The sequence below is a fragment of the Enteractinococcus helveticum genome (assembly GCF_020742345.1).
Taxonomy (GTDB): domain Bacteria; phylum Actinomycetota; class Actinomycetes; order Actinomycetales; family Micrococcaceae; genus Yaniella; species Yaniella helvetica_A.
Genome location: NZ_DYXC01000041.1, coordinates 1 through 11,009 on the forward strand (window position 1 = coordinate 1; position 11,009 = coordinate 11,009).

Here is an 11,009-nt window from a genome sequence, read left to right on the forward strand (position 1 = left end):
CCTATGATCCGGCGACCATCCAAGCGTTAGTACCCAAGGAACTAACCGTTCAACAGTGGGACGGCAAAACCTGGGTCGGTATTACACCGTTTCGCATGACCGACGTCCGCCTGCCTGGCCTCCCGGCGTTACCGAGTTGGACGGCTTTTCCGGAGCTGAATATTCGGACGTATGTGCGCACGGCAGACGGGCCCGACGGCATCTGGTTCCTAGGCTTGCTAGTACCGCTGTTGAGTTTCAGTGCTGCAGCATGCAGCATTGGGCTACCATATCAACGGTCATCCTCACAAATTTCCGTCGACGGATCCCACTGGAAGTATCGGTTCGACACCCCGCATCCGATGCGACTGACTCATCATGACTGGTTTTCGGCTTCCGTCGAGGTGGGGGAGCGGCTGGCCGAAGCGGATCGGACACCGTGGCTTGAAAGTGTAACTGGACGGTGGACGGCGTTTCATCGCCGAGCAGGCGTCATGTGGGGGACCCCGGTGTATCACGAGCCGTGGGAACTGTATGCTGCGAGCGGCGTCGGAAATCTTACTGCACCACTGCGCTGGGCGGGTCTGCCGGAACCCGAAGACGAGCCGGTCGTGCACGCATCCTATACGGTGCACTCCCGGCTCGGTCTGCCTCGGCGGGCCTGAGTTATTGCGGTTTAGGGTTCTTCGAGCAGCTCGGTGACCAGGGCAGCGATGCGGCTGCGCTCGGATCGGGTGAGGGTCACGTGGCCGAACAACGGGTTCCCCTTCAAAATTTCGACCACAGCAGCAACGCCGTCGTGCCGACCAACTCGCAGGTTATCGCGCTGGGCGACGTCGTGGGTGAGGACAATTTTGGAGTTCTGGCCCATGCGCGACATCACGGTCAGCAGCACGTTTTTCTCCAAGGACTGGGCTTCGTCCACGATCACCCAGGCGTCGTGGAGGCTGCGACCACGGATGTGAGTCAGCGGCAGGACTTCGAGCAGGTTGCGCGCCATAACCTCTTTGAGCACATTCTCGCTGACCAGCGCACCCAGGGTATCGAAGACCGCCTGGGCCCAGGGGTTCATTTTTTCTTCCTCGGTGCCGGGCAGGTAGCCGAGTTCTTGACCCCCGACGGCGTAGAGCGGGCGGAACACAATAATTTTCTTGTGTTCGCGGCGTTCCAGCACGGTTTCCAGGCCGGCGCACAGTGCGAGCGCGGATTTACCGGTCCCGGCGCGACCACCCATGGACACGATGTCGATGTTGCGGTCCAGCAGCATGTCGATGGCTAGGCGCTGTTCGGCTGAGCGCCCGTGGACTCCGAAGACTTCGCGGTTACCGCGCACCACCTCAACGTATTTGTGCGCGGTTGCGTCTATTTTGACCCGGCCCAGGGCTGATCCTTTGGGCGAGGAGATGATCAGTCCGGTGTTGGTGGGTAGCTCCGTGGCGTCGTCGAGCTCAATGCGTTCACCATCGTAGAGATTGGTGACCTGTTCTTCGGTGGCTTCGATTTCGGCCAGGCCGGTCCAGCCGGAATCGGTGACCCACTCGTTGCGGTATTCATCGGCGTCCAGACCCATGGCTGCGGCCTTGACGCGCATGGGCAGGTCCTTGGAAACCACGGTGACGGTGCGGCCTTCGTCGGCGAAGTTCTTGGCCACCGCCAGAATGCGTGAATCGTTGTCGCCCTGGCGGAAGCCTGCCGGCAGTATGGTTTCGGTGATGTGGTTGAGTTCAACCAGCAGGTGGCCGCCGTCGTCGTTGAGTGGGATCGGCTGGTTCAGCGAGCCGTGGCGGATGCGCAGATCGTCGAGGAGGCGCAGCGCGGAGCGGGCGTAGTAGCCCAGTTCCGAGTCGTGGCGTTTCTTTTCTAACTCGGTGATGACGACGACGGGGATGATCACTTCGTGTTCGGCAAAGCGCAGGATGGCTTTGGGATCCGAGAGCAGCACGGAAGTGTCGATGACATAAGACTTTTGCGCCACAGCCGTTGCAACGGTGGCGTCAACTTGGTCTTCAGGAATGCCAGTTGGTGTATTGAGCGAGGCCACGGTGTCTCCAGACCGAAGACGGCGGCAGTTCCGGTGCCAAACTGTGGGCGAGTGCATCGGATTCGGAACTCTTCCCCAAGGTCGAATTCAGTGACAGCGCCCGGTGGTTTTGGAGCGGGTGCCAGCCCGTCTTCACATCGTATCGCGGGTTGGGTTGGTCTCGGTCGGCCCTGAGCCTTGGCAGCTGCCAGGAACCGTACCGGCCCCTCGTCTCGCTTGGCATAAACCTTTGGGCCTTCCGGTCAGGTTGTTCTGACACTTCTCAATCTACGGGGGCACGGGCGCTACAGGAAGATTCGCGAGGCAAAAGCCGGGTTACATTTTGATAAACAGTTGATAGCGTGCGGCTCAACCCCCGGGCATCGCACCTAGTCGCCAACGGCGTCGAAGCGTTCGCGGGCGGCCAGCACATCACCCGCGTAGGTTTCGGCCCAGGTGCGTAGCGCGCCCAGCGGCAAAATCAGGGTGCGGCCCAAATCGGTCAGCTCATAGTCGACCCCCCAGTGGTATTGCAAGCCGATCACCTCAACTGGACCATGCTAGCTCCGGCCAAAAGATAGCTCCCGGCGCGCGAGGATTGCTTCAGACGTCGGCTTCCTTTTTGCTACGGGGATTGAGCGGATCCGACAACTGATGGTCCAAGCCAGAGGTCGAGTCTACGTTAGAGACCTAGTTCGACGTTGAGCTCCTTGTGTGAAACTGTGGGACCCGGATCTTTGCGAGCCTCAGCCGCTGCACGAATGTCTTCCTGATCCTCCAGTGCAGCCATTGCGCGATCGAATAAATCCGGGGAGACCAGAACGGCACGTCGAGTGGCACCGCGAGAAGTAATTTCAACGGGCTCTCGCTGCGCAGCAGCGATGTAGTCGCTTTGATTATTTCGGAACTGCGAGAGGGTAACAGATGTCATAGATCAATTGTACTTCTTGTACAAGTTGTACTTAACTGTCTTCATTCTGAAGAGTAGTCCCCATGACGATCATGGCCTCATCCTGCGGAAGTCTTTCCATGCATAAACCCACACAGCCTCGGTGGTTTCAGAGGGAACATCCGTAGCGTTTGATCAGGCAGGTTGCCATAGAGATCTCGCTACACGCCGAGGAAATGTAGGCTGCTTTCTCTACCCACGGTGGCCAATGATGCGATGTCAAAAGTACCTCCGCGCGATCCCCTAAACGTGAAATAGCTTCCGTCAGATACCGGGACCATACATGTGGATCTCTGACCAGACCATCGCGCAACGTTCTCAGCCATGCACAGCGCGGTAGCGAGCGATGTAAAAATACATTTCAGCAGGGGCTTTGGCACCTGGAGCCATTTGGAACTCAAACGCAACACCGTCAATGTCAAGAGTTTCGCCGGTTTCATGAATCTCCAAGCTTGGAGGAATGATGCCGGCTTGCCCACTAGAAGTGGCCTACCCCAGCCCGGCTCCAACTGATCCCTTGGACTCGCCCTCATGCGAGGAGCCATACATATAACCCACACGTCGTCCCATGGCAGTACCGGCATACACATTCTCTGCAATGGCGTGCTCCGAAAAGCCTTCAAGAGCGATGATTTTGATGGAACCAGCCTCAACGCCTCGGACGGCTCGACGATGTCCAGTACACCACCAAAATGGTCGACAGGCGAGTGAGTAAAAATAACCGTTACATTTTTTCGTTTGCTGCGATGCCCGCCGTAGAAATCGAAAGCCACCGTAGCAGTCTCCGCTGAGATCAAAGGATCGATGACAATGACACCGGGGTTGGTTTCTATCAGTGACATTACTGATAAGTCGAATCCACGGGCTTGATACAGGCCCTCGACAACCTAAAACAACCCCTGCTTGGCTACAAGTTGTGATTGTCTCCAGAGGCTTGGGTTCACCGATAGCGGGGCGTTACCTTCAAGGAAGTCATAACTCGCCAAATCCCAGATGACTTTGCCGTCAGCGTCTTTGATGGTTGGTTCGTCCAAAGTTCGGAGAAAACCTCGATTCGCGGCTCGTCAGTCGGGCTAGGTCCAATCAGATCCTTTATAAAATTTTCGGTCGCCTTATGGCCCATGAAAGTCTGTTCCTGACCGAGCTCAGCTACGCCGTTGCTTCGGTGGATGAGATACACACGAACGTTATGAAACTGCAGAAAGACCAAGAAGAAGTACCAAATAATAACTCAGAAATCACGCCAGAAATCCACTGGATCACTCCTTTATTTGCACAAGCTTTGGTACTCTCTTAGAGAGTTGTACTTCATTTATATACTCGACGAATCGTGGCACGCGCACACACCCAAAACGGGGTGAGCTCTTTGATTCTTCGTATTTGACCTCAATTTTCACTTGACTAAACATTTCCATCTCACCTCGCGTTTGTGGGTGACGAGCAGAGCCAAACTAGCTCTAGTGACAAGAAGGGGAACCTGCGCCAAGAGATTATTTCAGGTGTAGGTTCCCGTCGTGTCCATCCGAAGAGCTACATCTCTGCACCAGCTCCTTGGAGTGAGATGATGGTATTGAGCTCGGAGGTAGATGTCATGGAACAGATTCTTATTCGCAACCTACCTGCTGGGACCAAGGCTGCCATACGTGTGCTAGCAGAACGCCATGGTCGATCCGTTGAAGCGGAAGTCCATGCAATAATCGCAGCGGCTTTGGAACACGAACCCATCAGCATTAACGACATGTTGAGCATGGACGAGGGAGCCGAAATCGAATTTGAACTTCCGCCACTTCACCTCGCAGCACGCGAACCGGAACTATGACCTACTTATTAGACACCAACGTCGTGTCAGCATTCAGAGTCCGCCGGAGGCAACCAAGCGGTCGAGGCTTGGGCTGCGACGTCCCTAGTAAAGATCCTTCCGGGATCTATCGTGCCGGAGACAAATAAACCCGCGTTTTCTACAGCGAACTTAGGCTTGGAGGTCCTGCAGGAACGCACCGGCCAGCCTGGCCAGGTACTCAGGATCTTGGGCCCCACACATTTCTCGCACCGAGTGCATTGACAACAGGCCAACGCCGGCGTCGATGGTTTCAATCCCCAGTCGGGTCGCAGAAATCGGGCCGATGGTTGAGCCAGAAGGCTGCGTGTTCTTGGAAACAAACACCTGGTGGGGGATACCGGCCTGCTCAGCCCAGCGGTTGAACTGGGCGGCGCCGCGGCCATCTGACAGGTAGCGCTGGGTGGCGTTGACCTTCAAAATCGGGCCGTGATTTGGCTTCGGCTGATGTTCCGGGTCGTGACGGTCCGCATAATTCGGGTGGACCAGGTGCCCGCCGTCGGCCGAGAGCAGTTTCGAATGCGCAATAATCGAGCGGTGCAGGTGCACCGGGATGTTCTGACTGGCCATGATCAGGGTGAGCATTTCATCGAGCATCGGCCCGCCGGCACCGGTGCGGGTTTCGGAGCCGACTTCCTCGTGGTCAAAGGCCGCCAACACGGTAATGTGTTCGGATTCGGCATCCAACAGGGCGCGCAAACCAGCATGCACCGAGAGTAAATTATCCAGGCGCGGGGCGGCAAAGAAATCATTGTCGATGCCGATGGTGGCGGGTTCTTGCGTGTCGGTTAGCACCAGGTCAAAGCCCTTAATCTGAGCCGGGTCAACCTCTGCATGCTGGGCGATCGCGGCGAGAATATCGGCGTCACCACCAGCGCCAACAATCGGTACCAGGTGCTGTTGGCGGTCGAGTTTCAAACCGTCATTGACGCTGCGATCCAGGTGAATAGCAAGCTGCGGGATCCGTGCCATGGACGGGGTACGGACCAGGTGTGCGCCGTCGTCGGTAATCAACCGTCCGGCAAAGCCCAAGTCGCGATCCAGCCACGAGTTGACTAACACGCCGCCGTAGATTTCCACGCCCACGCGGTTGTAACCGGCCGAGGTGTTATTTGGCAGCGGTTTGACCCGGAAGGTGGGGGAGTCGGTGTGGGCGCCGATGATACGGAAGCTTGGGTGCTGGGGCAGGTTTTCGGGGATGCGCCAGGCGATGACCGCGCCGTCACGAACCAAGACGTACCCACCGGGTTGGCTTGGCAGATCGCCGGGTGCGTCGTCGACCACTGTGAAACCAGCATCGGCTGCGCGGGCGGCTACCTGCGCGGTGACATGGTAGGGCGAGGGGGAGGCGTGAATGAATGCGGCAAGGTCATCAAGATATTGCGTCATGGGTTTCAGTCTAGGCCGGAGTTCGCGGCAGCGGGACGTTTGCTGCGTTTGCGCAACACGAAACGGTCTGGCGCGCCGTCGAATTCGGCGCCGGAGGGGTCGTCGTCGGGCAGCAACTGGGAGTCAGCGTGGCGCAGGCTGTTTCGCACCCGGTCTTGGTTGGGATCGTACATGTCCATGATCACGCGCAGCATCAGATAAATGAGGACGACGACGTGGCCGGCGACGGCCAGCAGGTAGAGCTTTTCGTCGAGCTGGTGCTGGACGTCGTATTCGGAAATTGGCCCGGCCAGATAAGCCCAGATGGCCCAGAAGTGCAGCAGTTCAACGGCCGAGAAGATTAAGAAATCGCGCCAGTTGGGTAGCGCAAGCACCAGTAGCGGGATAATCCACAGCACAAATTGCGGCGAGTACACCTTATTGACCAGGATGAATGCCGCAACGATCAGGAACATCAGTTGAGCCAGGCGGGGTCGGTGCTTGGTGGTCAGGCCGATGACGGCGATGATCGCGCAGAGGACGAAAAATGACCAGAAGGCCAGGCTGGAGAGCAGTTGACCGGGGATCTCAGTGTCGGTTGCGGTGGCGTAGGTGTGCCAGATCGAGGACCAGCCGGGTGGGCGGTCGGAAGAGAATTCGTAAAATACGCCCCAGGCGCCCGGGTTGAGCAGCATCATGGGCAGGTTGACGAGTAACCAGGTTACGGCGGCTGCCGCGGCTGTGATGAGCAACGGATAGTAGCGTGCGGTGCGGATGGCCAGCACGAGGATGGCACCCACCAGGAACAGTGGGAAGACTTTGACTGCGGTGCCCAGGCCAATGAGCACGCCGGCCCAGACGTTTCGGTGTTTGGCAAAAGCCCACATTGCCGCGACCATGGACGCCACAGCCCACATGTCCCAGTTAATGAATCCGGCGAAGATAATTCCGGGTGCCACAGCAACCATGGTGGCATCCCAGTACCGGATCCCGGCGAGTTTGGCCACGATCAGTACGGTACCAATCCACAGGGCGACGATGGCCAAGAAGTTTAGGTCATAAAACACCAGGTTTGCACCAGCGTCGATCCCCAGAATTTCCGATACGCGAGTCAGACCGTGAGCTAACCAGGCGATCAGGGAGGCGACTACGGCGATGAGGATTGGGTATTCAAATGCGCTATCGGTGCGGAAAGGTGCCCAGGGGTCGGAAGCAAATCCACGCGAGGTCCACAGTCCGGTCCAGTCCGAGTAGCAGCCACCGAAATATACTTCGGGTGCTCCCCAGCCGCGGATGCGGCACGGCGATTTCAACAAAGCCGCTATCAGCGCTGCCCCGACCGTTAAGATGATCAAAATGTGGCCGGGCGCAAAGAATGTGCGGATCCGTCCGGGCAGCGTGTGTTTGCCTCTCGGAGCGATTCGACTGTGATGCGTTGTAGCGGTTTCGGGTCGCGGATCAACTGCCGTCAGATCATCACTTCTACTCGCCATGAGCAAAAGTCTACCGCTGCCACTACCCACGTCACCCAGATCAAGCAGCAGGTCGTGGTTTTGTTGATCAGGCGGAGGGCTCATTTAGCGGTCGTAGATTCGGCTCCTATGACCGAGATCGATAGCTACGATAATAAAATCAGTGTCTTGAATATCGCAGATAATTCGGTAATCACCGATCCTGTAACTCCAGTACCCTTTGAGCGGGCCGGTAAGAGGCTTTCCCTTGCTCCGTGGGTCTTCAAGCTCGGCAATAGTTCGAAGAGCGGCTCGGAGTGTTCGAACTACCTGAGGGTGTAACTTCCGAAGAGTTCGGTGCACTGCAGCATCCAGCTGGACTGACCATTTCACTCGATTTCATCCAGCACGGTCGAGTCAACCGGTAGATTGTCGAGCTCAAGCTCCCGTTCAACTTCATCCAGCGAAACGGTCTCACGACGGCCTGCACGAATATCGGCACCGCGCTGTGCGACAGAGTATTCCCATTCAAGTCGATCTAAACCTGAGGTAATCAATTCACGCAGATAGAAAGATTTGGAACGGTTAGTTTCTGCTGCAAGGTGCTCAAGGCGTCGATCAATGTCAGCGGGCAGGCGGAGAGAGGTGGGAACAGTATTGGCGACCATAACGAAAATTCCAATGACTACGTGTAGTCAAAAGTATACACTGCCGTAGAACCTTGTTCGCACCGCTCCGATACAGGCAATTGAAACTCATGCTCCCAAAGACCGAGCAGATAGGAGGCCACTCGCCGTCAGCGGAAGTCGATCGCTTCACGCGGTAGAATCCCATCACTTTCCGGCCGACCCTGTTGAGCTGTCGTACAATACGAAAAGTCCATTGCTTTTCTCTAGATTTTTCGTGACCAAGGAGTTTCGTGCTGTCCAACCAAAAAGTTCGCGTAGCAATCGCCGGTCTGGGCAACTGCGCAACCTCACTGATCGAAGGCGTTGAATACTATAAAGATGCTTCGCCCGACGACACCGTACCCGGCCTGATGCACGTTCAATTCGGGGACTACCACGTCTCCGATTTGGAATTTGTGACCGCCTTCGACGTTGACGCCAAAAAAGTTGGCCTCGACATCTCCAAAGCGATGCGCGCTTCCGAGAACAACACCATCAAGCTCACCGACGTCCCCGAAACCGGTGTCACAGTATTGCGCGGTCCAACCCTAGATGGTTTGGGCAAGTACTACCGCGAAACCATTGAGGAATCTGACGCCGAACCCGTCGACGTCGTACAACAGCTCAAAGACGACAACGTCGATGTGCTGGTGTGCTATCTGCCGGTCGGTTCCGAACAGGCCGCTAAATACTATGCCCAGGCTGCCATCGATGCCGGCGTGGCCTTCGTCAACGCGCTGCCGGTGTTTATCGCTTCGGATGAGTGCTGGGCGCAAAAATTCACCGACGCCAGTGTCCCAATCGTCGGCGACGATATCAAATCCCAGATCGGTGCCACCATCACCCACCGGGCCTTGGCTGCGCTCTTTGAATCCCGCGGCGTGACCGTGGATCGGACCTACCAGCTCAATGTTGGCGGCAACATGGACTTCAAGAACATGTTGGAACGCGAGCGCTTAGAATCCAAGAAGATCTCCAAGACCCAAGCTGTGACCTCCAATCTCAAGGCCGAATTAGACGAAAAAGACGTCCACATTGGCCCATCCGACTATGTCTCCTGGCTGGATGACCGCAAGTGGGCTTTCGTTCGTCTGGAGGGACGGAACTTCGGTGACGCCCCAGTATCGCTGGAATACAAACTGGAAGTCTGGGATGCCCCGAACTCCGCCGGTGTGATCATTGATGCGATCCGGGCTGCCAAAATCGCCCTGGACCGCAAGATCGGTGGCCCTATCCTGTCGGCGTCGAGCTACTTCATGAAATCGCCCCCAGTTCAGCACCACGATGACATGGCACACGAACTCGTAGAAGCCTTCATTCGTGGGGAGATTGAACGCTAGAGTCCTCCACGATTCAGCCGGCTGCCCTGTTTCTCAACACGGTGTGTCGATACACTAACAGCATGACGACCTTTGCGAATGTTGGCTCATTGGGGACCAAGCCGGGCAAGCGGGATGCTGTGGTAGAAATTCTCACGCGTTTGAATCCCGATCTCATAGAAGCAGGCTGTCTAGTCTATGAGGTCGGTGTCCGAGACGATGAACCAGATACGGTGTTCGTGGTGGAACTGTGGGAATCTGAGACAGCGCACAAACAATCACTGCAGCTACAAAGCGTCAAAGACTCGATTAACGACGCCATTCCGCTGTTATCGGGCCAGTTTGATGGTGAACATTTCACGGTCCTTGGTTCTCCGCTGCGCAATATGCCGCGCTAAACCCGCTCGAGAATTCACCCATTTTCTAACCATCAGGGCTCGTTACTGTGGCTCTACTTAGCAGCAGCGCCCTTCAGGACTTTCATCCTGATGCTTGTACTTTTGACGCCAGAAATCTTTTTCACATAAGACCTCAGCCTCCGGATGACTGGAGCTCTTCGGGGAGCTCATCCCACTGTTTTTCGAGATTCTATTCCGACGACGTCGTAATGAACCCTGCCGGTACCTGCCGACGCGATACTACCGGGGCATCTTCCATATCAGGGCCACCGCCATTGCGGAAGGCTTTGATAGTCACAATGACCGACATGATCAGAACGATCAGGGCGAGTAGTACGAAGATCACCGACAGCGTGCCCTGAACAAAGGTATTGCGAACTACCTACCAACCCCAGTGAGGAGACGAAAGCGACAGCTCCCTCCACGGTGCCACCGGTGGCTGGGGCTGACGTTCTTTTTCAATCATTTTCGGGGTGGTTCCCGAGGAAATCAGAGCGTGGAACCCAGACAGTGCGCCACAGGCGATGGTGACAACCAAGAATGGGAACACCGACCCCAAGAAGACCGGACCTTCTTGTCCACCGGCGAATTCGCTCACAGCAGGCAAGGAGATCTCCGGACGCACCACAATGATGACTCCGGCCAGTATCGCAATGACGCCGATCTTCATAAAGGTTGACAGGTAATCGCGCGGAGCCAACAGTAGTCAGACCGGAAGGACGGCGGCGACGACGCCGTAGATGATGATCCCCACTCGCTTGTGGTGCGTTCCAGGGTGAATAGTTGGGCACCCAAATCGGTTCCAGCAACCCAGCCACCGGCGATGATCGCGGCGGACGCGTGACCCATACGCCTAGGACATAAGTGCGGAAGTAAACGAATCGATTTCGCAACGTTTGACAAATTCATCTATCTCTAGTTGGATTGCGGGTGACCTAAAACACACAGAGGAGAATGTCATGAGCGTCTCATCGACAAGTGCCGCACCTGATGGTGCGATTGCACAACTCACCCCCGAAC

At 56.5% G+C, this 11,009-nt stretch carries 15 protein-coding genes and 1 pseudogene; 5 read left to right on the plus strand and 11 right to left on the minus strand.

Translation table 11 applies throughout. The annotated features are described in order from the left end of the window. Nucleotides 1-644 (plus strand): YqjF family protein (locus tag K8V32_RS03175; protein WP_303902765.1); only part of this gene is annotated, 644 nt, incomplete at its 5' end. A gap of 11 nt (nucleotides 645-655) precedes the next feature. On the opposite strand, the gene phoH2 is transcribed toward K8V32_RS03175, so the two are convergent. From phoH2 to K8V32_RS03195, 4 genes are all read right to left on the minus strand, one after another. Beyond that, nucleotides 656-2,077 (minus strand): RNA 5'-3' helicase PhoH2, encoded by a 1,422-nt coding sequence (gene phoH2 / locus K8V32_RS03180; protein WP_524536679.1) that lies wholly within the window; start codon nucleotides 2,075-2,077, stop codon nucleotides 656-658. Nucleotides 2,078-2,388: 311 nt separating this feature from the next. Continuing rightward, on the minus strand, nucleotides 2,389-2,535 hold the full coding sequence (locus K8V32_RS03185) for a hypothetical protein (RefSeq protein ID WP_303902768.1): 147 nt from the start codon (nucleotides 2,533-2,535) through the stop codon (nucleotides 2,389-2,391). A gap of 146 nt (nucleotides 2,536-2,681) precedes the next feature. Next, nucleotides 2,682-2,930, minus strand: a complete 249-nt coding sequence (locus K8V32_RS03190; protein ID WP_303902771.1) for a type II toxin-antitoxin system Phd/YefM family antitoxin — start codon at nucleotides 2,928-2,930, stop codon at nucleotides 2,682-2,684. A 179-nt stretch (nucleotides 2,931-3,109) separates the two neighbouring features. Further along, nucleotides 3,110-3,823, minus strand: coding sequence for an MBL fold metallo-hydrolase (locus K8V32_RS03195; protein WP_303902798.1), 714 nt, complete (start codon nucleotides 3,821-3,823; stop codon nucleotides 3,110-3,112). Between the two features lie 239 nt (nucleotides 3,824-4,062). Here K8V32_RS03195 and K8V32_RS03200 point away from each other — a divergent pair, with 239 nt between their 5' ends. Then, nucleotides 4,063-4,245 carry a hypothetical protein gene (locus K8V32_RS03200; RefSeq protein ID WP_303902774.1) on the plus strand — a complete coding sequence of 61 codons (183 nt, stop codon included), beginning with the start codon at nucleotides 4,063-4,065 and terminating at the stop codon, nucleotides 4,243-4,245. A gap of 294 nt (nucleotides 4,246-4,539) precedes the next feature. After that, nucleotides 4,540-4,767, plus strand: coding sequence for a FitA-like ribbon-helix-helix domain-containing protein (locus K8V32_RS03205; RefSeq protein ID WP_303902778.1), 228 nt, complete (start codon nucleotides 4,540-4,542; stop codon nucleotides 4,765-4,767). A 150-nt stretch (nucleotides 4,768-4,917) separates the two neighbouring features. Here the strand turns inward: K8V32_RS03205 and K8V32_RS03210 are convergent, their stop codons facing one another. The 4 genes from K8V32_RS03210 to relB form a co-directional block, all read right to left on the minus strand. After that, a complete protein-coding gene (locus K8V32_RS03210; RefSeq protein WP_303902781.1) occupies nucleotides 4,918-6,174 on the minus strand; it encodes a M18 family aminopeptidase in 1,257 nt (418 codons plus the stop codon). Nucleotides 6,175-6,179: 5 nt separating this feature from the next. After that, the gene (locus tag K8V32_RS03215) at nucleotides 6,180-7,646 is read right to left on the minus strand and encodes a glycosyltransferase family 87 protein (protein ID WP_303902784.1); all 1,467 of its coding nucleotides are present in this window, start codon (nucleotides 7,644-7,646) and stop codon (nucleotides 6,180-6,182) included. A gap of 84 nt (nucleotides 7,647-7,730) precedes the next feature. Next, on the minus strand, nucleotides 7,731-7,997 hold the full coding sequence (locus K8V32_RS03220; protein ID WP_369681033.1) for a type II toxin-antitoxin system RelE family toxin: 267 nt from the start codon (nucleotides 7,995-7,997) through the stop codon (nucleotides 7,731-7,733). Next, complete coding sequence (gene relB, locus K8V32_RS03225; RefSeq protein ID WP_303902787.1) at nucleotides 7,994-8,272, minus strand: type II toxin-antitoxin system RelB family antitoxin; 279 nt, start codon at nucleotides 8,270-8,272, stop codon at nucleotides 7,994-7,996. The genes K8V32_RS03220 and relB overlap by 4 nt, the downstream gene beginning before the upstream one ends. Nucleotides 8,273-8,526: 254 nt before the next feature. On the opposite strand from relB, the gene K8V32_RS03230 reads away from it, so the two are divergent. Together K8V32_RS03230 and K8V32_RS03235 are read left to right on the plus strand one after the other, a co-directional pair. Continuing rightward, nucleotides 8,527-9,612, plus strand: a complete 1,086-nt coding sequence (locus K8V32_RS03230) for an inositol-3-phosphate synthase (RefSeq protein WP_303902804.1) — start codon at nucleotides 8,527-8,529, stop codon at nucleotides 9,610-9,612. A gap of 62 nt (nucleotides 9,613-9,674) precedes the next feature. Then, entirely contained in the window at nucleotides 9,675-9,989 is a 315-nt protein-coding gene (locus K8V32_RS03235) for a putative quinol monooxygenase (RefSeq protein WP_303902790.1), read from the plus strand. Between the two features lie 57 nt (nucleotides 9,990-10,046). Here the strand turns inward: K8V32_RS03235 and K8V32_RS14610 are convergent, their stop codons facing one another. The 3 genes and pseudogenes from K8V32_RS14610 to K8V32_RS03245 all read right to left on the minus strand — a co-directional run. Further along, entirely contained in the window at nucleotides 10,047-10,160 is a 114-nt protein-coding gene (locus K8V32_RS14610) for a CstA-like transporter-associated (seleno)protein (protein WP_369681034.1), read from the minus strand. A 19-nt stretch (nucleotides 10,161-10,179) separates the two neighbouring features. Next, on the minus strand, nucleotides 10,180-10,335 hold the full coding sequence (locus K8V32_RS03240; RefSeq protein WP_303902793.1) for a hypothetical protein: 156 nt from the start codon (nucleotides 10,333-10,335) through the stop codon (nucleotides 10,180-10,182). Nucleotides 10,336-10,434: 99 nt separating this feature from the next. After that, nucleotides 10,435-10,823 (minus strand): annotated as a pseudogene (locus K8V32_RS03245) (carbon starvation CstA family protein); the annotation flags it as partial. Between the last annotated feature and the right edge of the window lie 186 nt (nucleotides 10,824-11,009).